Raw genomic sequence first — 23,616 nt, forward strand, 5'->3', positions numbered from 1 at the left:
CAACTACTTCTTCCCTAGTCTTTCTTCTAATTGTTCAACTAAACCTACAATTTCTGCAGTTCGTGCCTCTCGGTCAGCTTCTTCTTGTGCTTTCTTAAGCGCTTGTTGAATATCTTGCTGTGAAATCCCTAATTCCATTTCTTTTGTTTCGCTTACCGCTTCTTCATATTGTCGGAGCGCGTCAGCTTCTTGTCCGATAATATCAGTCTCACACGTCCCGCCAATCGCAATGTTATGTTCATGTCCAGTAAAGAAGCAATTTTCAATTAAACCACCGGCGTGAAGGAGTCGTATTGCACAAGTGCCCCCATCTTGAATAAACGTTTCTCGGATAGTCGGTTGGCTGTCTCGTACGTCAATCTGCGCTTCATAATGTCCATTGATCTGACAGTGCTCGATTAGTCCTGTTGATTGATTTTCAAAGCGAATGCCGCTTTCATAACTATCAATAATACGCGTTTCTTTCATTGTGACGCTAGACTGATTTAATACATAGACTTGCGGATATAAGTCATGGTGATGATAAAATGAGCTATTTGTTAATTGAACATGGCTATGATCAGTAATATAGAGACCACTTTGACGCCCATCAAACACATCGACATCGTCTAAGGTTGCTTCACTAAAATCAGCCACCATTAGTTGATTCAAGTCATTGTCGAAAAAGCGACTATGGGCAATGGTTGCACTGGAACGTTCAGTTAACCAGACGCCGTAGTGAGAACCTTCGAAGACAGAACTATGATTCATGCTTAAGCGCGCATCTTCACTAAGCGCGATTTGCGGCATGTGATGATCAAAAATATCTGTTGCTTCAATATACACATAGCTCTTTGCTAACTGGGTAATACCAGCGCGTTCGCCAGCATGAATTTTACAATGAAAGATGTAAGCCGATGCTTCGTGAACGGAGATTTGATCATATGAATGGTCTTTTATTGTACATTGTTCAATCTCTGCTTTACTTCTTTGGTTTAGGGAAATCCCTGATTGGCCGCGCTCAATGGAGCTGTTCTTTAAAAACAGTTCGCCGCCTTGTCCTTCAATTTGTGTAGGTGTATTCTCTGTCAGTTTACTAGAGCGCAACGTTAGTTTTGCTTGATCTTGTAGAAGAATACCACCTGATTGGCTTTCGTAAATCTGACAGTCTTGAAGGACCGCTTCGCTTTGTTCTTGCGCTTTTATTTGTCTTTGCTCTGAATGATGACCATAGATTTGGCAGTTTTCAACGTACGATCGACTGTTTTGATCAAAATAAAATGCCGTCGTATCGCCATTATAGATATGCGAATGCTTCATAATTAAGCGACCATTGGAACCTGTATACACTTGGCTTCCTTGTTGTGCATAAAGCGCGCAATATTCAATTCGTGCGCGGCCACGATTGTGTATGCCAATTGTATTATGGCGAATAGTGGCATCTGTCAGGGATAGATGGCCTTGCTCTTTTATTTGAATGGCATATTTTTTAATTTCGTGGAATTGACAATGGATGACATTTGCATGTCCTTGTTCAATTAACAACCCTTTATCTGTATTAAAGAAAGATAGGTTTTTAATGTGTACAGAGGCATTTTTCGTCACTTTAAATCTCCCGGCTATGCGAACATCCTCAGGCTGATCCGATAGACCAATTAGTGTAACGGATTTTGATAATTGAACGGATTCATGATAAAGACCTGGTTCAATTTCAATTGTGTCGCCATCATGAGCATCTAAAAGCGCCTGTCTAATCGTTTTGTATTTCGATAGCAATTTACGTGAAACATGGATTTTCTTCACAATTTTCACCTCGAATCTGCCTTTTAGTATACCTGCTTTTCCAAATACTGTCCAAGAGCTTTTCGTTATACACAATAAAAAACTTACTGCTTCTTCTTTAAACGATGTTTACTGACCATCATTTAAGGAAAAAAAGATAGTGTGATAAAGAGGAGGCTATAACAATGGACAAGAATCAAGACCTTTCCAATGGAATTCCAAAGCAAATGCAGCAAAAGCAACCTGGGATAGAATCAGAAATGAATCCTGAGCCGATTTTTGAAAGTGATGGGTATAAAGGTTCTGATAAATTAAAAGGCAAAGTGGCGTTAATTACTGGGGGAGACTCTGGTATAGGACGTGCTGTTGCAGTTGGCTATGCAAAAGAAGGAGCCCATATTGCGATTGTCTATTTAGATGAACATGAAGACGCCGAATTTACAAAAGAAAAAGTTGAAGCTTACGGCGGTAATTGCATTACCATTTCAGGCGATATTACAGATGAAGCGTTTTGCATTTCTTCCGTTGAACGTTGTGTAGCAGAATTAGGTGGCTTAGATATACTCGTAAATAATGCTGCTGAGCAACACCCAGTTAATGATCTTCGTGAGCTCAGTGACGAACAGCTAAAACGTACATTTGCTACGAACTTTTACTCGTACGTCTACTTCACAAAAGCAGCTCTTGATTATTTACAAGAGGGAAGTGCGATCATTAACACTTCTTCAATTAACGCTTACCGGGGGAACATTTCGTTGATTGACTATACAAGTACAAAAGGAGCCATTACCGCATTTACACGCTCCATGGCACAATCCCTTGCTGAGAAAAAAATTCGTGTAAACAGTATTGCGCCTGGTCCGATATGGACACCGTTAATTCCAGCTTCATTTGATGAAGAGAAGGTGTCGCAGTTTGGTCAAAACACATTAATGGGTAGACCTGGTCAACCAAGTGAACTTGTAGGTGCATATGTTTTGCTTGCATCAGAAGATTCTTCTTACATGACAGGACAAGCAATTCATATTAATGGTGGCGACTATATTAGTTCATAGAAAATAAGAGACCGGCATCATAATAAAAAAGAATCGTTATGGATGAGAAACGATCATCCATAACGATTTTTTTATTTTTTGAGCCGTTTGCTAGCGCGACATTCTCGTAGCAAAATGGTAGCGATCCCCTCGATAGCGGGTGTAAACAAGTTCTAATACACGTCTTTCTGTTGTAAATGCTTGTCGACGTATCGCTAAGAGAGGGTCTCCTTTTTCAATCTCAAGTAATGTGGCATCTTCTTCGTTTGCCAAAACGGATCGAATGGTTTGTTCAGAATGGTCGATCTGGTGACCTAGTTCTTCTTCAAAATACGTATACAGAGAGGAATGCAAAATGTTTTCTGTAAGGTTAGGAGCTAAATCAACAGCTATAAACGCTTGTTCTAAAGCGATAGGGCTTTTGTTAGCCAATCGAACACGATTTACATGAAAAACGTCTGTTCCACTTTCAACTTGAAGCAGTTGAGCCGTTTTTTCATCTATTTGTTCGCGCTTAAAAGAAAGCAGTTTTGACTCGGGTACCATGTTTCGATTAAGCATGTCTTCACTAAAGCTCGTCGTTTTTGTTAAAAGCTGTTCGATGTTTTGTGATGATGCAACGAATGTCCCTTTGCCTTTTTCACGAATTAGTTGCCTTTTTTGAACAAGATTGTTCATCCCTTGTCTAACGGTCATTCGACTAATTTGATACTTGTCAGCAAACTCTCTTTCAGAGGGGAGAGCGTCGCCTGGCTTTAATAGACCCGCTTTAATTTGTTTTTGGATCAATTCTTCTATTTGATAATAGATAGGAATTGGGGAATATTTATCAATCATTATTGTTCCTCCGCGCTACGTCATCTTGACAATAAGTATAGCACAAGTTAGCTTCTTTAAATTGGTATAGACAACTAAACGTCTAGAGAATATAATAAAAGCACAAAGGGAGTGAAGAGAAAGATGACTGAACTTATTTTAAAAGGAAATCGAATGCTACCAGGTCTTCCAAATCAAACAAGCTATGACTCGTTTTATGTAGCGGTTAATCAAGGAAAGATAACAGAAGTAGGTCGCACAGTTCCGCCGCATCTTCAAACTGAGAAGACAAGAGTCGTCACGCTCGAGAAGAACCAGCAGCTCATCCCTGGGTTTATCGATATCCATATTCACGGTGGGTATGGAGTAGATGTTATGGATCATTCAGATAAAGGGTTACATCATTTAAAAACGTCCTTACCAAAAGAAGGGACAACATCATTTCTCGCAACGACAATTACGCAGTCAACAGAATCGATCGAACGAGTGATTGAGCAAGTAGCAAACTACTCAAATCAGAATGGATCAGAGATTCTTGGCTTGCATATAGAAGGTCCCTTTATCAATGAGGTGCGTAAGGGTGCACAACCAGCTACTTTTATTTTGGATCCTTCTGTAAACCAAATGGAGCGTTGGAATCGACTTTCAAAAGGAACCATTAAGCAAGTAACGTATGCGCCAGAAAAACCTAATGGGTTGGCACTAACAGATTACTTATCTAGTCATAACATTACCCCTTCAATTGGACATTCAGATGCCACTTTTGTAGAGATTGAAGCGGCATTAGAAAAAGGTTTAAATCAAGCAACGCATTTATTTAATGGAATGCGCCCATTGCATCACCGAGAACCTGGTGTAGTTGGTACGGCATTGTTAATGGACGGTATAGATGTTGAATTAATTGCTGATGGGATCCACATCCACCCGAAAATGGTGCAGTTTGCATGGAACGTAAAAGGAACCGATCGTTGCTTATTAATTACTGATTCGATGCGGGCAAAAGGGCTCGCAGAGGGAACGTATGATTTAGGTGGTCAAGATGTTGAAGTAAAGGATGGGCAAGCGACTTTAGCAGATGGTAGTTTAGCTGGCTCAATCTTGCCGATGAATGACGCGATTATGAATATGTTGCGTTTTTCGGGCTGTACATTTGCAGAAGCGGTCCAAATGGCAACGTATAATCCTGCCAAAAAGCTCGATGTTTTAAACCGCAAAGGTTCGATTGAAGTTGGGAAGGATGCCGACTTTGTTATTTGGGAAGACGGAAAAGTTATACAAACTTTTTGTAAAGGGCATGAATGTTTATAAGAAAGGAAGGATTCGATGAATATTATTTATGTAAGAAATTATGAGGAGCTAAGTGACATGGCCTCATCTTTTTTACTGGAACACTTACAGGCTAAGCCATCTATGAACATGGGACTTGCGACTGGTGGAACACCTAAGGGGACCTACAGCAAGCTCATTAATAAAGCAAAGGAAGCTCAGTTTTCATTTGCGCGGGTAAAAACATTTAATCTAGATGAATATGTAGGCCTTTCTCATGATAATAAAAATAGCTACCATGAATACATGAGAAGTCAGCTTTTCCATGCTATTGATATTAAGCGTGAGCATACATTTATACCAAATGGTTTAGCACCCTCCTTACGAGAGGAAGCTGATCAATATGAGCAGCGTATTGCGGCTGAGGGTGGGATAGACGTTCAACTGCTCGGGATAGGGAGCAACGGACATATCGGTTTCAATGAACCTGGCACGGATTTTCAAGAAACAACGCATATCATTGAGTTAGCCGACGAAACAAGAGCGGCAAATGCGCGGTATTTCAACTCAAAGGATGATGTTCCGAAACAAGCGATCACAATGGGGCTTGCAACCATTATGGCGGCAAAAACGATTTTGCTACTGATCTCAGGAGAAGATAAGAAGCGCGCTTTTTCCACATTACTGGAAGGGGACCGAGATCCCAATTTTCCAGCATCCATTTTAACAGATCATCCAAATGTAACAGTGATTGTCGATGCAGATGCAGCTGGAGATTATTCTCAACATGTGACGGCAAATGGCGCATAAAAAAGAGATACGGACGCACTAATCCGTATCTCTTTTTGTTCTCGTTAACTTCTGCATTCTTAAATAAGTACCGCTACGCCAAATATACTCTAAAGGTCCAATCCTGAAAAAATTCAGCCAGACGATACTGAATAATACTTGGAGTACGTACACAACGAAACAAAGCAATACGCCGTAAAAAATGCCTAGCTGACCGTACAGCCCAAGTCCGTAGCCGTAAAAGAGAAAAGTGAAAATGACTGACTGCAAGATGTAATTAGTGAAAGCCATCTTTCCGACTGTAGCAAATGGGGTCATCCATTTAGATCGATATGACACGATAAGAGCCACTGATGTTCCGTAGAACAAGGCTAAAAATGGAGCGCCAATATAGACGGATAAGAGCTCATACTGTGTATTGCCTCCACTAGCAAGTGCATTTGGCAGCTTGGCGGCTAGACCGACAAGTAAAAAGATTGGTAAGAAGAGAAAGGCTTTTTTTCGATAAAGATGAAATGCCTCTAGCCATTTACTTTTCGCTACGAAAGCACCGAATAAAAACATTGGCATTACGGTTAAGACGGCTGACAGTTGAAAGAAGATTTCCCCAAAAAGAAACACAATTGGACTGCCACCTGATGATAATCCAATCATATCCGTGCTTCCACGAAATTGCACGTGATCGGCATATGTGCCGTTTGCAATAATTGCTTGCTCGTTTTCGTAATACGCAGGCACAGGTGTAGCGCCCACATCTGGAAGGAGAGCGGTTGAAGCCATGAGAGTAAACCAGATTATGGCACTAATGAACAAGCCACGTTTTTTTAATGGAAGAAACGCTAGTAAAAGCATCGCTGTAAGAGAATATGTCAGAAGAATATCTCCGCGCCATAAAAAAATAATATGTAAAAAGCCAAAAATAAATAATAAACAGGTGCGGCGCCAAAAAACAGGTGTAAAGGATGCTTGTTTCGCAAGAAATCTCGAGCGTTGTAATGCCGTTCCATAGCCAAATAAGAATGAAAATAGCGTAATAAAACTTCCGTCTACGAGTAAACGAATAAAGAAGTGGGTCCATTCATCGAGAGCACCGTTTTGATACATGCCTTGAACATTCGTGATACTACCTAGCATGCCAAATTGAAACACAATGCTATTGGCAATCAAGATGCCTAATAGTGCAAAGCCTCGAATGACATCAAGCGATAGTATTCGTTCGTTTTGTTGAATTGAGCCGCTCATTCTTAATCATCATTCCTCCATTCTATGTACAATGTCGATTAGTCGACGTTTTGATTATCCCATGTTCCTCCTTAATTGAAAAGTGAATTCGATTTATTTGTATTTTCGTTATTTTAAAGTAGACTAAGAAAGAGAAGATCGTAGAGGAGTGATTATAATGAATGAAATTATTAAGCAAATGAGCGCGCACCGTTCCGTTCGTGCCTATGAAGAACAGCACGTATCGCAAGAGCAACTATCAGCGATTACAAATGCAGCTAGGTGGGCGTCCACTTCTAATCATGTGCAAGCTTATTCAATTATTACCATTCAAAACGAACAAACAAAGCAAAGCTTATCAGAATTAACAGGTGGCCAGCAATGGGTACAAGCATGTCCAGTATTTTTTGTTGTGTGTGCAGACTACACAAGACAAAAATATGCGAGTGAGAAGCACAATGCCTCATTTGACGTTGGCGGTGCTGAGCAGCTGTTAGTTAGTGCTGTTGATGTAGCACTTGTTGCACAGAATATGTTACTTGCAGCTGAATCACTCGGCTTAGGTGGCGTGATGATTGGCGGAATCCGCAATCAACCTCGTGAAGTGAGTGACCTTCTTCAGCTTCCTACATACGTTGTTCCAATTATGGGATTAGCAATCGGTGCACCTGGCCAAGAGATAGCACAAAAGCCTCGGCTCCCTGAAGGTGCTGTTGTTCATAAAGAAACGTACAACCAAAATCAAGGTGATTCAATAGATGCGTATGATCAACTTATGAGTGAGTACTATACAGAGCGGACCAAAGGGAAACGCAGTTCTTCATGGACGGAACTAATGGCAAACTATACGAGCGTTCGCAAACGTCCGCATATGGACGAGTTCCTGCAAGAAAAGGGATTTTTACAGCCAATAAAGGAGGAAGACTAAGGGATGACTTCACGATTTGCGGACATTGGAGATATTTATTGTGTAGGTCGAAATTATGCGGAGCATGCACATGAACTAGGGAATGAAGTGCCTGAGCAACCTCTGTTATTTACTAAACCGAGAAGTTCTCTCGCACTAGCTAATGGGGATTCGCTCTCTTTTCCTACTAATAAAGGAAGTATTCATTATGAAATCGAGCTCGTCTTAAAAATTAGCAAGGATGTATCAAGTGAAGATCGATTAGAAGACGTGGTTCAGGAAGTGGCGTTAGGTTTGGATTTAACGTTAAGGGACATTCAATCAAAACTTAAGCAGAAAGGCCATCCTTGGCTAAGAGCAAAAGGATTTCCGAACGCTGCGATCCTTACTCCTTTCTTTTCATTCGTTGGTGAAAAGAGCTGTCAAACCATCCCGTTTGAATTACAAAAAAATGGCGAGGTTATGCAAAAAGGATATTCAAAGGACATGATCTTTAGTTTAAGTAATCTCTTTGATGAAGTTCAACAAGAGTTTGGGTTGAAAAAAGGAGACTTGCTATTTACAGGCACGCCAAAAGGTGTCGGGAAATTAAGTGTGAATGACGAGTTTAAACTTTTTTTTAATGGTGAAGAAAAAGGTTCATTTACGGTAAGTCGCTGACGATTAGGTCGCGTTCACCCTATCAATTAAAACGGTTCTCTTCTCTTCCTATAAAGAAAAGAGTATACTTTATCCGTTCCTCTCGTATTCAGTGCCTTAAGCAAATGAATGGACATAGTAAAATAGGGTAAAGTACTATTCAACTTATCGAAAAAAAGGTACACTACGTAGTGGATTTATGATTGACGTTTCCAAAGGGGTGAAGAGCCAAATGAAAGAAATTGATGTTTCTAGATTTGAAAAGAAAATTATTATCCGTAACATCGAAGAAAAAGATTTTGATGACATTATTAAGTTATCAAAGCAATGTTTTAAAAATATGGAACCGTGGCGTTACGACGAATTAAAGAGTCACATTTCTGTTTTCCCTGAGGGTCAGTTCTGTGTTGAATATGATGGTGAGATTATTGGTTCATGTTCAAGTTTAATTATAAATTTTGATGAGTATGACGATCAACATACGTGGGATGAAATTACGGATGAAGGCTATATTACGAATCATGATTCAGACGGGTTTAACCTTTACGGCATTGAAGTCATGGTTCATCCAGACTATCGTCGAATGAAAATTGGTAGACGTCTGTATGAAGCGCGAAAAGAGTTATGCCGTGAATTGAATTTAAAGAGCATTATTATCGGCGGGCGCATTCCTAATTACTATAAATACGCGGATCGATTCACACCAAGAGAGTATGTAGACGAAGTGATGATGCACAACATTTATGATCCAGTGTTAACATTTCAGGTGATTAATGGCTTTTCGTTAAAACGTGTGAATGCCAACTATCTTGATGATGATCGAGCGAGTATGCGCTATGCGACGCTGATGGAATGGAATAATATTGATTATCAACCCTCAACGCCTAAAAGAAGGTTTAAGACATCCTTTCCTGTTCGAATCACGACGATTCAATATGAAATGAAGAAAATATCTTCATTTGATGACTTCGCGATTCAATGTGAGTACTATACAGACGTTGCGGCAAGTTATAAATCAGACTTTGCAGTTTTCCCTGAGATTTTTACGCTACAACTCTTGTCATTTTTACCTGAAAAGAGTCCTAGTCGCGCGATAAGACGCTTAACGGAATTTACAGAAGACTATATTGAGTTATTTACGAATTTAGCAGTAAAATACAATGTCAATATTATCGGCGGTTCCCATTATGTGGAAGAAGAAGGGAAGATTTATAACATTAGCTACCTTTTCCGTCGCGATGGAACAATCGAAAAGCAATATAAGCTTCATGTTACACCGAATGAGCGCGTATTCTGGGGAATTTCTGGTGGCGATGAAGTAAAGGTATTTGATACGGACTGTGGAAAAATTGCTATTCAAATTTGCTATGACGTTGAGTTCCCTGAAATTGGACGAATCGCAACAGATAAAGGAGCGAACATTATTTTTTCTCCATTCTGTACGGATGACCGTCAAGGGTATTTACGCGTTCGCTATTGCTCGCAAGCAAGAGCAATTGAAAACCAAGTGTACACCGTGATTTCTGGGACAGTAGGAAACTTGTCTGATGTTGCGAACATGGACATTCAGTACGCGCAATCAGGCATCTTCACACCATCTGACTTTGAGTTTCCGCGAGACGGCATTGTCGGGGAATGTAGTCCGAATGTGGAAACCGTTGTTGTCGGAGATGTGGACTTAGAAATTCTTAGAAGAAATCGTCGCTCAGGCAGTGTAAATCAATTGCGTGATCGTCGAGACGATATTTATCACGTTGTGTATAAACAATAATGAATGGAAGACGTCCAAAAACTTATGGGCGTCTTCGTTTATGATTTGGAACAATGGCAACAATAGGTGCTAAAAGGAGTTGAAACGTAATGAATACCTCTTTTGCACCTGTTATAATCAAACAAATTAGTTTGCTTATTCTCATTGCCGCTGCTGTGTTTTTCATTTATTCCATTCGTTCCTATGATGGAGTTCAGCAATTGTTCATAGAAGAAATTCCTCTCATGGTTCAGGCAGAAAAGACAGCCGATTTACAAGTGTTTGTTCAAGATTATAATGGGGAAGCAGTCACAACAGCGAATGTGGTCGGTCATTATCTTTTACATGAACAAGAAGTCGATGTCCTTTTTCACCATATTGATAATGGCTTGTATGAAGGGGAGGGCTTATTTGTTATCCCTGGACAATGGACTGGTGAAATTGAAGCAAAAACATTCTCAACTGAAGCAAAAATTGATATGATAATAGACGTGAAACAATAGAGTGAATGCTTAAGGAGAGAGTGTATTGGTCGTTTTTCCCCCATTAATAACAGCAACATTTATTGAACGGCCAAACCGATTTATTTTGGTCTTAGAACGTAAAGATACAAAAGAGTTGATTCGTGCACATTTGCCTGACCCTGGTAGGTTAAAGGAACTATTAGTAAAAGATGCAACGGTTTGGGTCACATATAGTGATAAAAGCAGCCGAAAAACGAAATGGACAGCTGTTTTGTGTGAACCAGAAGAAGGGCTATACGTTTCACTTCAAACAACCGTTGCCAATCGACTTGTTGAATCAGCAATTCGATCGAAAGCGATTGATTCGTTTAGTGAATGGGGACTAGTAAGAAGAGAATATCAAGTTGGTTCCTCGCGCTTTGATTTTTTACTCGAAAATGCGACAAAAGAACAGCTTTTGCTTGAAGTGAAAAGTGTCACCTTGGCAAGAGATGGAAAAGGGCTTTTTCCTGATGCGCCAACTGCTCGAGGGACAAAACATGTACATGAATTAACGAAGCTTGTACAAACAGGTACGTATAAAACAGGAATACTGTTTGTTGCACAAAGAGCGGATATTACGTCCATTTCGAGCGAAAAAGTAATTGACCCTGATTTTAACCACGCATTAGAAAAAGCACACGAAGAAGGTGTTAAGATCGTCGCAGTAACCAGCTCGATTTCAACAACTAAGATTTCAATTGAGAAAGAAATTCCCTTTTTCATCTGATTTATTATTTGAACAATGGTATAGTGAAACATAGGAGCAGCAACGAATGGAGAGGGCACATGATTCGTACTTTTTCTAATGAATATAGACATGAGAACGTAATGAAAATGACGGAAGGGCCGTTTGATTTACTCGTTATTGGTGGCGGAATTACAGGAGCAGGAATTGCGCTTGATGCCTCAATTCGTGGACTAAAGACGCTTTTAGTTGATCAGGAAGATTTCGCGTCAGGCGCATCAAGAAATTGGTCAAATCTTTTTCATACTGAAATTCAACATATGAACCATTTAGATATGAAGGCATATAACGATATGTTTAAACAGAGAGCGATTTTAAAAGAAAACGCCCCGCATTTGGTGAAACAAATTGAACTTATTCTACCTACATATAAAACAGGGCTTTTTACAAAATCGTTTCGTACAAAAATGCTGGATCGTTTAACCGAAATGGCCTTCAAAGAAAAACGCAAGCACCTAACAAAAAAAGAATTAATCAAACGGGAGCCGATGCTTTCTTTTAAACAGGGGAAACATGCGTTACTTTATAAAGAATTTCTTCTAGATGAGTCACGATTAGCGATTGACCTCGTAAAAGAAGCTGTAAAAAGAGGACTTTTAGCGCTTAACTATATGAAGGTGGAGAGTTTTATCTATGAGAATGATAAAATAAGCGGGGCTCTTATTGTTGATCAAAATAAAAATGTTGTACATAAAGTGTTAACAAAACAAGTGGTGAATGCAACCGGTTCATTAGTTGACCAACTTCGAGTGCAAGACCGTTCATTGGATCATCTCGTAATTGACTACGTTGAAGATCACTTTATTAGCGTTAAACGAGAATATTTACCGATTCACCATGCGATCTATGTTGAAACAGACAAGAACCAGTTAATCAGTTTTGTTCCGTACCGAGGAACGGTAATCATCGGGACTCCTGTGAAAAAAGAGGAACGACAAACAATCATTCCTTTTCTCATCGATGCTGTGAATCGTACGTTTGAGAAGATTCATTTGTCACAGGAGCAATTGGAAGGAAGCTGGGTCGTTAAACGTCCTTTCCCAATTGATAAAAAGAAAAAGCATCACGAATTTAAACGATTTGAATGCATTGAATCGTCATCAGGACTTTTATCTGTCACTTGCAGCCAACATACATTTTATCGGTCAATAGCCGAGCATGTTGTGAATCGAGTGTGCAAACAGCTGAAACCAAATGAAAGAAAAGTTTGTGAAACAGATACGGTGACAATTTCAGGCGGATATGTTGGTGGTATGGATGATTTTCAACTGTATAAAGAGAAGCGTGCCGAAGAGGGAAAACAGTACGGGCTGACGATTGAGCAAGCAAATGAATTAATTGATCGCTATGGATCAAATATTGGACAGATTTATGCGCGAATTCGTACAAATGGGAAACAAGCAAAAATGTTTGGTATGAGTCCTTCTCTTTTTGCAGAACTTGTTTATTGTATTGAAGAAGAAGGCATTCTTAGCCCAGTTGACTTTTTTATTCAGCGAACAGGCTACCTTGTTGTTAATAAAGATTTCGTAGGCGCAATGAAAGAGCCAATTTTTCGATACATGCGAGATCGACTGAATTGGACGGAAGAACAAGAACAGCGATTTCGAGAGAAGTTCCTGTACGCGATGACTTAAGGTTATGATGTTTAGAAAAGACGTAATTTTTGGAGGAGAACAAGTGAATTATAAAGAGATCGCGACAAAATGGGAAAGTTTTTCAGCCTTAGAACCAGATTTAAGAGAAGCGCTGAATGAAATTCGAGATGATGAAAAAGCTTTAGAGGACGCGTTTTATACGACATTAGCATTTGGAACTGGTGGCATGAGGGGCATGATAGGACCTGGTCCAAATCGAATGAATACGTATACGGTTCGAAAAGCAACGAGAGGTTTAGCGGAATTTATTGCAAAACGAGGAGAAGGCGCAAAGTCAAGAGGTGTTGTCATTGCATATGATTCAAGACATAAATCCGCAAAATTTGCTCATGAAGCTGCTTTAACCCTTGGTGCACAAGGAATAAAAGCGTATGTCTTTCATGATTTACGTCCGACACCAGAGCTTTCTTATGCAGTCCGTTATTTGCAAGCTGAAGCGGGGATCGTCATTACTGCTTCTCACAATCCGCCAGAATATAATGGGTTTAAAGTTTACGGCTCAGATGGTGGACAATTTCCGCCTGCTCTTGCTGATGAGCTTGTTGATTGTGTGAATGAGATAGAAGATGAGCTAACAATTGAAGTCGGTGATGAGAGCCAATTGAAGGCGACACAATTGTATGAAGTCATCTCCTCAGAAGTAGATGATGCGTATAATGAAGAGCTTAAAAGCATTTTGTTGCAGAAAGATCTCATTAAAGAAGCTGGTGATCAGCTGAAAATTGTTTTCACTCCTTTACACGGAACAGCAAATATTCCAGTACGTAAAGTTCTAGAAGACGTAGGATTTAGTCAAGTAACAGTCGTACAAGAGCAAGAGTTACCTGATCCAAACTTTTCAACGGTACAATCGCCGAATCCCGAAGAACATGCCGCATTTAAAGAGGCTATCCGCTACGGAGAGCAAGAAGATGCAGATATTTTATTAGCAACTGATCCAGATGCAGACCGTGTTGGTCTCGCTGTGAAAAATGATTCAGGTGATTATGTTGTGTTAACAGGGAACCAAACAGGTGCATTAATGCTAGATTACTTAATTTCTGTTAAAGAAGAACAAGGGACGTTACCTGAGAACGGAATTGTATTAAAAACCATTGTAACTTCAGAAATTGGACGAGCTATTGCAGAACGTTATCAATTAACATCTTTAGATACGTTAACTGGCTTTAAATTTATTGGTGAAAAAATTGGAGAATATGAGCGGACAGGTGAATATCAATTTTTGTTTGGCTATGAAGAAAGCTATGGCTATTTAGTTGGGGATTTTGTCCGCGATAAAGATGCTGTTCAAGCTTGTTTATTTGCAGCAGAGCTCGCATTACACTATAAACAAAAAGGGCTCTCCGTTTATGAAGCGCTTCAGCAAGTATTTGAAAAATACGGGTATTACAAAGAAGATTTAAAGTCATTAACGCTTAAAGGAAAAGCAGGCGTAGAAAAAATCGCTTCAATTATGACTTCTTTGCGCAATAATCCGCCAACTAAGATCGCCGGAAGATTGATAGAGAGTATTGAAGACTATGAGTCTGGAAAACGTTTCTCTCCATTGGAACAAAAAGAAATAGCAATTGATCTTCCGTCATCAAATGTCTTAAAGTATTTCTTGCAAGGCGAGGCGTGGTTCTGTGTAAGACCTTCTGGAACCGAGCCAAAAGTGAAGTTTTACTTTGGGGTTAAGGGAGAATCTTCAGAGGATAGTGCAGAATCGCTGCAACAGTTAAAAGAGGCCGTCATGTCTTATATGAAGCAGTATACAAACGAATAGCTAGAAGAAAAAATAACAGAATCACGTTAAATCAAAACCTTCATGAGTGAATAACCATCATTTATGAAGGTTTTTTGCGGTCATTTTACGAATAAATGTTTCCACATTTAGTTTTGCCATTTAATCGTTGGAGAGTTGTTCAAAATAACTATTAGGCACGACGATTAGGGGAGAAAGCGAGTTATAAGACACCCGACAATTGTAATGACGTTGGGTCCGCGTCTTTTTGGTTCATTTTCTGAAGTCACCCTTCATAGAATGAATGAAAAGAGGGGGGACGACAGTGTCAACTAATTGGAGTGAGCTTGAGCGATCGATTGCTGAGATTACAGAGATTGCCACCGGCTTTGGACTAGATTTTTATGAAATGCGCTATGAAATTTGTCCTGCAGATATTATCTATACGTTTGGCGCGTACGGGATGCCAACTCGCTATAATCATTGGTCTTATGGGAAGCAGTATCACCGAATGAAATTACAATATGATCTTGGGTTGAGTAAGATTTATGAACTTGTTATTAATTCAGATCCTTGTTACGCTTTTTTGCTTGATAGCAACACGCTAATTCAAAACAAACTAATTGTAGCCCATGTTCTAGCTCATTGCGATTTCTTTAAAAACAATATTCGATTCTCAAATACGAGAAAAGATATGGTTGAAAGCATGAGTGCTACAGCTGAACGAATTGCAAAATATGAACATGAACACGGGAAAGAGGCAGTTGAAAGCTTTCTTGATGCAGTCCTTGCGATTCAAGAGCATGTCGATCCTACACTTGTGAAACCGCGGAAAAAAGGAACGTCTGAAGGACTCGCAAAAAAAGCAACCGAATATGACGATTTATGGGCGCTTGAAGAAAAAGAGCCAAAAGTAGAGAAGGTGGTAAAACATTCATTCCCGCTGCAACCAGAAAAAGACATTCTTTTATTTATAGAAGAAAATAGCCGTCACCTCGAACCGTGGCAACGAGACATCCTAACAATGATGCGAGAAGAAATGCTTTATTTCTGGCCTCAATTAGAAACGAAAATTATGAATGAAGGATGGGCGTCGTATTGGCATGCAAAAATTCTAAGAGAGATGGATTTAACGAGTGATGAAGTGATTGAATTTGCAAAGTTAAATGCAGGTGTTGTACAGCCGTCGCAAACGTCCATTAATCCGTATTATTTAGGTATTAAATTATTTGAAGACATTGAACGACGCTATGATAACCCGAGCGAAGAGATGATCCGTTTACAAGGGGTAAAGAAAGGCAGCGGTAGAGAGAAGATCTTTGAAGTTCGAGAAATAGAGTCCGATACATCATTTCTTAGAAATTATTTGACAAGAGAATTTGTTGAAGAGGAAGACCTTTATTTATTTCAAAAGCAAGGCAGTGATTATAAAATAACGGAAAAAGCGTGGGAAGGTGTCCGAGATCAACTGACTCACTCTCGGGTGAATGGAGGATTTCCTTATCTTGTTGTCGCAGATGGAGATTATTTAAAGAACGGTGAGCTCTATATTAAGCATGCGTTTGAAGGAACAGAACTCGATGTCAGTTACTTAGAAAAGGTGGTTCCCTATGTCTACGAACTATGGGGCCGTACGGTTCACCTAGAGACTAGTGTCAACGGAAAAGCAGTGACATTTATCTACGATGGAAACAAAGTTCATCGCAAGTATGTGTAAGGAAGTCACATTTTTTGTACTATAGGCAGGTGTTTAGACTCATAAGCACCGGTCTATAGTGTTTTTCCGTTTATCCTGTTGGTTGAACAAGCTTCCGACATTTTATAAAATAGTTGAATGAATTTTAATATGCTACGGGATGGCCATCTGAAAGCGATTAAGTGCGCTACGTTCCACCCGTACATAGCGTGTCTAATTTCACTCAGCTATAATGATAAATTCACCATTACTGGACCATTTATAAGGAGTTCAATCGAATGAATAAATTTTCAAAAAAAACCGTCAAATTCATTGACGAAGTCATGTTTTCAGAGTAAGATAAATTTTGTGACTAAAATTATATTTCGGTAGTCTAAGGAATTAGGTTTAAAGAGGTGGTGTGTCATGGAGACATTTAAACGTCTAGCAAAGTTTTATTTACCAGATAAAAAATATTTTATTTGGTCCCTTATTGCACTGGTGTTTGTTACAGGTATAACGGTCATCTATCCAGTCTTTTTACAAGTAGCTATTGATGTTGGGATAACGGGCGGTCAGTATGAAATCATCCCTTATCTAGCAATCGGGTTAATTGGTATCATGAGCATTAAAGGGATCGCAACTTATGTCAATCAATATTTTGGCGATCTATTCGGCGTTCGATCGGTTTATCGTTTAAGAAAAGATCTCTACAAGAAACTGCAATTTCTTCCTTTTCGTTATTATGACAATGCAAAAACTGGTGATTTAATGTCTCGACTTACAGCTGATGTAGAGGCATTTCGATTTTTCCTCTCATTTGGTTTTGCACAATTAGTAAACTTCGTCTTACTCGTTGGTTTCGCAATGATTGTCATGTTTTATTATTCCGTTCCTCTTACCTTAGTAACAATGGTTACGCTTCCATTTCTAGCAGTCGCTGTTTATAAATTTGATAAACGAGTCCATCCTGGTTTTCGTAAAGTGCGTCGTTCTCTCGCTCGTTTAAATACGAAAGTTCAAGAGAATGTAAGTGGTATGCATACGGTGAAAGCACTTTCTCAAGAAACAACGGAAAAAGATCGTTTTGGCGATACAAATGACGATTACCGTACGAAAAACATTGCAATCTCGAATGTATGGAGTACATATTTTCCGTTAATGGAGTTTATCGGAAATATCTCGGCGGTCTTATTGTTAGGATTCGGTGGATATTTAGCTGTTCAAAACCAGTTAACAGCAGGAGAATTAACCGCTTTCTTTAGTCTTGTTTGGTTTATAATCGGCCCAATAATGAACCTTGGTTTTGTCATTAACCAATTTTCACAGTCAAAGGCATCGGGCGAAAGATTGTTAGAAATTTTAGATGAAGAAGAGCGACACAATGGTCCAGAGAAACCATTACCTTATGCGAAGTTAAAAGGTGAAGTAAGCTTTAACAACGTAAGTTTACGTTACCAAAATAAAGCGAAAAATGCGCTTTCGCACTTAACTTTTTCCGCTCCAAAAGGTTCAACAATTGGTTTAGTTGGTGCGACTGGCTCTGGTAAATCGAGTATTATTCAATTACTTATGCGCTTTTACGAAAAGACTTCAGGTGAATTACTTATCGATGGGAAACCAATCGAAGACTATGATGTAAAAGAATTAAGGCAAAATGTTGGAATTGTTTTACAACAAACCTTTTTATTTTCTTCTTCCATTCGTGATAATTTAGCGTATGGAAATCCAGAAGCATCGATGGAAGACATTATTGCAGCTGCCAAGCGTGCAGATGCTCATGAGTTTATTGAACAACTACCTGAAGGGTACGATACGATCTTAGGTGAGCGTGGCCTCGGTTTATCTGGAGGACAAAAGCAGCGAATCGCTATTGCCCGGGCAATGATTATGAACCCAAGTATTCTTATACTCGATGATTCAACAAGTGCAGTAGATATGCAGACCGAAGTGAAAATTCAAAAAGCAATGCGCGAGATCATGAAAGGAAGAACCACATTTATTATTGCCCATAGAATTTCTTCTGTAAAACATTGTGATCAAATTTTTGTCTTAGATGAAGGTGAAATTACTGAACGTGGGACTCACGAAGAATTACTACAAGAAAAAGGCATTTATCGAAGAATTTACGATATTCAAAATCAAGATCAACAATATGTGCTTCAACAGGCTTAAGGAAGTGATTGTAGATGGAAGAAGTTAAGAAGAAAACGAGGTTTCATTACCCTGTTGAACAAATTATTGAAAAGCCGTTCAACTGGAAACAAATGATGCGGTTATTTAATTTCTTAAAACCCTATGCAAAAACACTACTGCCAAAGACGATCTTAATGATGCTTTTTGCTACAGCTGTTCGCTTGGCAGTTCCGATCTTTATTGGCGTCTTTGCAGTGGGTCAGCTAGAACAAGGGGTTGCAACAACACAAGATATGTTCATTTACGCAGCCATTGTCTTAGGGCTTTATGTAGTGTCCTACGTTGCAAACTATTTTAGAATTCGCTGGATGAATCAACTAGGTCAGTTCGTCATTTTTGATATCCGAAAAAAGCTTTTTGATCATATTCAGCATTTATCGCATCGATTTTTTGATAAGCGATCAGCTGGTTCGATCCTTGTACGTGTAATTAATGATGTGAACTCTTTACAAGATTTGTTTACAAATGGTGTCATTAATCTACTGATGGACATCGTCATGTTGTTAGGAATTGTTGCGATCTTGTTTTATTTAAGTCCAGAACTAGCGGTTGTCATTTTAATTATTTTACCAATCATGTTCTTCATTTCAACGAAGCTACGTAGAAAAATTCGTCGCGCTTGGCAGACGGTTCGCTTACGTCAATCAAGACTTAATTCTCACCTGAATGAGAGCATTCAAGGTGTTCGTGTAACGCAAGCCTATGCGCAAGAGCATGAAAATATGGACTTTTTTGATGATGTGAACACGCAAAACTATGAGAGCTGGCGGGAAGCGACAAAGCAAAATGCCATGTTCCGTCCTTTCGTAGAAATGGCAAGTGCTATTGGTGGAGCGATTCTCATTTGGTATGGTGCATTTTTAATTCAAAGTGACTTTAGTGGCTTAACATTAGGTGTCTTTGTTTCATTTGCTTTTTATATCGGCATGTTTTGGGAACCTATTTCAAGATTAGGTCAAGTCTACAATCAATTGCTAGTAGGAATGGCATCGAGCGAAAGAATTTTTGAATTCTTAGATGAAAAGCCGAATGTTGAAAGCAAGGAAGATGCGAAACCACTTACCGATGTAAAAGGAAAAATGGTTTTTGAGAATGTGGAATTTTCTTATGATGATAGAAGAATGGCATTAAAAGGGATTAACTTAACATTTGAAGCTGGTACAACAGTCGCATTAGTTGGGCATACTGGTTCAGGAAAATCAACGATCGTTAATTTAATGAGCCGTTTTTACGATCCGACGAAAGGAAATGTGTTTCTTGATGATGTCAACTTAAAGGATATTAAGTTAGACGACTTACGAAGCCATGTAAGCTATGTCCTTCAAGATACGTTTATTTTTGCTGGGACCATTATGGAAAACATTCGATTCGGAAACCCGCGTGCGACTGATGAACAAGTCATTCATGCAGCAAAAGCAATTGGCGCCCACACCTTTATTGATAAGCTTGAAAAAGGCTATGAGACAGAGGTAGAAGAACAAGGTAGCGTGTTGTCCGTAGGAGAAAGACAGCTATTGTCTTTTGCCCGAGCGTTACTGGCTGATCCGAAAATCTTAATACTCGATGAGGCAACAGCGAGCATTGACACGGAAACAGAGTTGAAGATTCAAGATGGGTTAAAGACGTTACTTGCTGGCCGTACTGCGATTATGATTGCGCACAGATTGTCCACGATTCGCGATTCTGATAACATTATTGTGCTTGAACAAGGAAACGTGATGGAACAAGGGACGCATACTCATTTAATGACGGAAAAAGGAATTTACTACAACCTTGTAAAATCACAATATGCAGCCATTAAAGAGTAGTCTGATAGTTGTAAAAGGAATCTCCATGATACATGTGTATCAATGGAGATTTTTTTAGCTTTGAGCATTTAAACAGAACGAACTGACTTTCATGCTTGAATTGATTGACTTTTTAGTTAAATGGGGTAAAATAGAAGCACTCTTTGATAAAAAATAGATATAGAATCGAGGGAGTAGAGATGAAATACGCATTTGCAAAAAGGGTTCGACATTTACAGTCGTCAGTGGTACGAGATATCTTAAAAATTGTTAATCAAGGAAACGTAATCTCTTTTGCAGGCGGTCTTCCAGATGATGGTTTATTTCCAACTGAAGCCATTAAAGATGCGTTTACGAGCGCTTTTGAAAAAGGAAATAAAGCATTTCAGTATGGAGAGACAGAAGGCTATCGGCCGCTTCGCGAAGTAATTTTGGAGCGTATGGGTCACAAAGGCATTCAAGGATACGATGCAGATAATGTCTTGCTTACAACTGGCTCCCAGCAGGCAATTGACTTATTAGCTCGGGTCATGATCAGCCCAGGGGATGTTTTATTAACAGAAGAACCAACTTATCTGGCTGCGCTTCAAGTTTTTCAATCTTATGAAGCTCAAATTATCCCTGTTCAATGTGATGAAAATGGAATGATTATGGATGATCTTAAAGAGAAAATTAAACAATACCATCCGAAGATGCTTTATGTTGTGCCAACGTTTTCAAATCCTTCTGGGAGAGTATGGAGTTTAGAGAGAAGAAAAGAACTAATACGGATTGTAAAAAAACAGAATGTTCTAGTATTTGAAGATGATCCTTATGGAGATATTCAATTTACGAATGAATCATATACGCCAATTGCGGCTTTAGATAATGGCTCGCATGTGCTTTATACAAGCACGTTCTCAAAGACAGCTGTACCGGCTCTTCGAACAGGTTGGATTGTAGGGCCATATCAAATAATTCGAATGATGGCTCAAGCAAAACAAGCGAATGATCTACACTCAAATTCTTTAGCTCATCAAGCGCTCTATGAACTATGTAGGAATTTTGATCTTGACGGCCATATTAAAAAGATTAGCAGTGTATACGGGGAACGAAAAGATATAATGGTTTATCATTTGCAAAAAGCGCAGCGGGAAGGATTAATTAAATTTGTTGAGCCTAAAGGCGGGATGTTCTTATGGTTAGAGCTACAAGAACAAGTAAATGCTGAAGCGCTGCTCCCTCGTGCTGTGGAAAAAGGGATGGCGTACGTGCCTGGAGCACCTTTTTACGCCGAAGCACCAAAATTAAATACGTTACGCTTAAACTTTACACATGCTACAGACAATCAGATCAAAATAGGGATGGATATTCTAATTCGTATGTTGGAAGAAGTGGATGTGGAGCGTACACAATTAAAAAGTTTATAAAAGAAAAGCTCCCTAGGGATAGTTAGATAAAGATCAATCTGGCTATCACAAGGGAGCATCTTTACATTTGTCTCAACCGACTAATACGCTCTTCAGCTGGCGGGTGAGTGGAGAATAAGTTTGCTGCTTTCTTTTTTAGTGGGTCAGCAAAGTAAAGGGATGCAGTTGAAGTCGAAGCTTCTTCCACCGGTGTATCGGTGTCTGTAATCGCTTCTAAAGCTTTTGCGAGTGCTTCAGGATTTCTAGTAAGCTCCACCGCACTAGCGTCAGCTAAATATTCGCGATTACGGGAAATGGCAAGCTGCATGACGATCGCAATAATTGGTGCCAATAAAATAAGGACAAGCGCAATAATCATAATAAGCGGATTTTTATTATTGCTGTTACGCCCTCCTGAAAAAATAAAAAAGCGCATTCCTAAGTCACTTAATATTGCTATAGCAGAAACAAGTGCTACTGCTATGGTAGAAAGGCGAATATCATAGTTACGAATATGGGCAACCTCATGTGCTAAAACGCCTTCTACTTCCTCTCGATTAAGCCTGTTCATTAATCCCGTGGTTACTGCGACAGCTCCTGACTTTGGAGAAATACCAGTTGCAAAAGCATTAGGACTTGGGTCATCAATGATGAACACACGTGGCATTGGAATACGCGCTGCTATGGAAAGCCCTTCCACTGTGTGCCAAAGAAAAGCTTGATCTTTTGAAGACGTGATTTCACGAGCGTGGTTCATCCGCATTACAACATTTGTGCTTGTAGAAATCATAAAAATGGTATATACCGTTGCAATGATGGCAGCAAATACAGCACCACTTATAAAATCACCTGCACGAACGTACGTAATTGCCGAGCCAATTCCAAGTACGATAACAATGAATAAAACGACTAAAAATACTGTATTTCGTTTGTTTCGAGCAATTTGAGAGTAAAACAATCGCTTATTCCCCCTTTAAAAACGAACTTGTACAGGCTCTTTTTCCTCATCAGGGATATCAAGCATGTCATTTCTTGTAAAGGAGTGAACCGACGCGATGATATTCTGCGGAAAGGATTCAATCTTTGTGTTATAACGCATGACCATAGAATTGTATGCCTGTCTTGCGTAGGCAATTTTGTTCTCCGTGCCACTTAGCTCTTCTTGTAGGTGCAAGAAATTTTCGTTTGCTTTTAGTTCAGGGTAAGACTCACTAAGTGCAAAAAGTTGACGTAATAGACCGTTTAATTCTGCATCTTCTTCAATCCGTTCATTTCGACTAGCGTTAGGCTCTGCTATTTTGTTTCGTTTTTCAATAACTTGCGTAAGTGTTTCTTGTTCGTGTTTTGCATACCCTTTTACCGTTTCCACTAAGTTTGGAATTAAATCATAGCGGCGTTTTAACTGCACATCAATTTGGGCCCATGATTCTTCAACCCAATTGCGGTGTTTCACAAGTGAATTGTAACTAACGATCCACACAAGTGCAATTACCGCTACGATGCCAATAAGTATAATTATCGTCACGCTCGTACCTCCCATTATCCGTTTCTTTCTTTACGTAAGTTTATACGAATAGGTTCCTTCACTTCTAAAAAAATACTATCACAAAATAAAGGAAACAAAAAGAAAAGGCATGAGTCAATCATTTTGCCATAGAGTAAAGAGAAATGATTTGACTTCCATATAAGAGTGCGTTAGGATTTTGATAGCGCTTACATCAAGAGGCATCTGATTGGCAAGATTCTGAACGACCG

The 23,616-nt window shown here is 39.3% G+C and carries 19 protein-coding genes; 14 read left to right on the plus strand and 5 right to left on the minus strand.

Translation table 11 applies throughout. The features are described from left to right. Positions 1-3 precede the first annotated feature (3 nt). Positions 4-1,782: a right-handed parallel beta-helix repeat-containing protein gene (locus tag ABC361_RS07045; protein ID WP_413073334.1), complete on the minus strand. Its 1,779-nt coding sequence runs from the start codon at positions 1,780-1,782 to the stop codon at positions 4-6. A gap of 164 nt (positions 1,783-1,946) precedes the next feature. On the opposite strand from ABC361_RS07045, the gene ABC361_RS07050 reads away from it, so the two are divergent. Continuing rightward, positions 1,947-2,816, plus strand: coding sequence for an SDR family oxidoreductase (locus tag ABC361_RS07050; RefSeq protein ID WP_413073335.1), 870 nt, complete (start codon positions 1,947-1,949; stop codon positions 2,814-2,816). A 90-nt stretch (positions 2,817-2,906) separates the two neighbouring features. On the opposite strand, the gene ABC361_RS07055 is transcribed toward ABC361_RS07050, so the two are convergent. Next, positions 2,907-3,632, minus strand: a complete 726-nt coding sequence (locus tag ABC361_RS07055; RefSeq protein WP_413073336.1) for a GntR family transcriptional regulator — start codon at positions 3,630-3,632, stop codon at positions 2,907-2,909. A gap of 123 nt (positions 3,633-3,755) precedes the next feature. Between ABC361_RS07055 and nagA the strand changes: the two genes are divergently transcribed. Beyond that, positions 3,756-4,919: an N-acetylglucosamine-6-phosphate deacetylase gene (gene nagA / locus ABC361_RS07060; RefSeq protein ID WP_413073337.1), complete on the plus strand. Its 1,164-nt coding sequence runs from the start codon at positions 3,756-3,758 to the stop codon at positions 4,917-4,919. 15 nt (positions 4,920-4,934) lie between these two features. After that, the gene (gene nagB, locus ABC361_RS07065; protein ID WP_413073338.1) at positions 4,935-5,687 is read left to right on the plus strand and encodes a glucosamine-6-phosphate deaminase; all 753 of its coding nucleotides are present in this window, start codon (positions 4,935-4,937) and stop codon (positions 5,685-5,687) included. Between the two features lie 18 nt (positions 5,688-5,705). Here the strand turns inward: nagB and ABC361_RS07070 are convergent, their stop codons facing one another. Beyond that, positions 5,706-6,908: a DUF418 domain-containing protein gene (locus tag ABC361_RS07070; RefSeq protein ID WP_413073339.1), complete on the minus strand. Its 1,203-nt coding sequence runs from the start codon at positions 6,906-6,908 to the stop codon at positions 5,706-5,708. 157 nt (positions 6,909-7,065) lie between these two features. Between ABC361_RS07070 and nfsA the strand changes: the two genes are divergently transcribed. The 11 genes from nfsA to ABC361_RS07125 all read left to right on the plus strand — a co-directional run bounded on the left by nfsA (position 7,066) and on the right by ABC361_RS07125 (position 21,882). After that, complete coding sequence (gene nfsA / locus ABC361_RS07075; protein ID WP_413073340.1) at positions 7,066-7,815, plus strand: oxygen-insensitive NADPH nitroreductase; 750 nt, start codon at positions 7,066-7,068, stop codon at positions 7,813-7,815. A gap of 3 nt (positions 7,816-7,818) precedes the next feature. Continuing rightward, positions 7,819-8,454 carry a fumarylacetoacetate hydrolase family protein gene (locus ABC361_RS07080; RefSeq protein WP_413073341.1) on the plus strand — a complete coding sequence of 212 codons (636 nt, stop codon included), beginning with the start codon at positions 7,819-7,821 and terminating at the stop codon, positions 8,452-8,454. Between the two features lie 211 nt (positions 8,455-8,665). Then, complete coding sequence (locus ABC361_RS07085) at positions 8,666-10,204, plus strand: GNAT family N-acetyltransferase (RefSeq protein ID WP_413073342.1); 1,539 nt, start codon at positions 8,666-8,668, stop codon at positions 10,202-10,204. Positions 10,205-10,293: 89 nt separating this feature from the next. Further along, a complete protein-coding gene (locus ABC361_RS07090; protein WP_413073343.1) occupies positions 10,294-10,686 on the plus strand; it encodes a hypothetical protein in 393 nt (130 codons plus the stop codon). 25 nt (positions 10,687-10,711) lie between these two features. Continuing rightward, positions 10,712-11,416, plus strand: coding sequence for a DNA/RNA nuclease SfsA (gene sfsA / locus ABC361_RS07095; RefSeq protein ID WP_413073344.1), 705 nt, complete (start codon positions 10,712-10,714; stop codon positions 11,414-11,416). Between the two features lie 59 nt (positions 11,417-11,475). Then, positions 11,476-13,071 carry a glycerol-3-phosphate dehydrogenase/oxidase gene (locus ABC361_RS07100; protein WP_413073345.1) on the plus strand — a complete coding sequence of 532 codons (1,596 nt, stop codon included), beginning with the start codon at positions 11,476-11,478 and terminating at the stop codon, positions 13,069-13,071. Between the two features lie 43 nt (positions 13,072-13,114). Continuing rightward, positions 13,115-14,857 carry a phospho-sugar mutase gene (locus ABC361_RS07105; protein ID WP_413073346.1) on the plus strand — a complete coding sequence of 581 codons (1,743 nt, stop codon included), beginning with the start codon at positions 13,115-13,117 and terminating at the stop codon, positions 14,855-14,857. A gap of 262 nt (positions 14,858-15,119) precedes the next feature. After that, positions 15,120-16,532: a SpoVR family protein gene (locus ABC361_RS07110; protein WP_413073347.1), complete on the plus strand. Its 1,413-nt coding sequence runs from the start codon at positions 15,120-15,122 to the stop codon at positions 16,530-16,532. A 384-nt stretch (positions 16,533-16,916) separates the two neighbouring features. After that, entirely contained in the window at positions 16,917-18,665 is a 1,749-nt protein-coding gene (locus tag ABC361_RS07115; RefSeq protein WP_413073348.1) for an ABC transporter ATP-binding protein, read from the plus strand. A gap of 14 nt (positions 18,666-18,679) precedes the next feature. Beyond that, on the plus strand, positions 18,680-20,494 hold the full coding sequence (locus tag ABC361_RS07120; RefSeq protein WP_413073349.1) for an ABC transporter ATP-binding protein: 1,815 nt from the start codon (positions 18,680-18,682) through the stop codon (positions 20,492-20,494). Between the two features lie 179 nt (positions 20,495-20,673). After that, the gene (locus ABC361_RS07125; RefSeq protein WP_413073350.1) at positions 20,674-21,882 is read left to right on the plus strand and encodes an aminotransferase-like domain-containing protein; all 1,209 of its coding nucleotides are present in this window, start codon (positions 20,674-20,676) and stop codon (positions 21,880-21,882) included. A 61-nt stretch (positions 21,883-21,943) separates the two neighbouring features. On the opposite strand, the gene htpX is transcribed toward ABC361_RS07125, so the two are convergent. Both htpX and ABC361_RS07135 read right to left on the minus strand, forming a co-directional pair. Continuing rightward, positions 21,944-22,819 (minus strand): zinc metalloprotease HtpX, encoded by an 876-nt coding sequence (gene htpX, locus ABC361_RS07130; RefSeq protein ID WP_413073351.1) that lies wholly within the window; start codon positions 22,817-22,819, stop codon positions 21,944-21,946. A 15-nt stretch (positions 22,820-22,834) separates the two neighbouring features. Further along, positions 22,835-23,386, minus strand: a complete 552-nt coding sequence (locus ABC361_RS07135) for a LemA family protein (protein ID WP_413073352.1) — start codon at positions 23,384-23,386, stop codon at positions 22,835-22,837. Positions 23,387-23,616: the final 230 nt, after the last annotated feature.

Source organism: Shouchella phoenicis (assembly GCF_047238345.1).
Lineage (GTDB): Bacteria > Bacillota > Bacilli > Bacillales > Bacillaceae_D > Shouchella.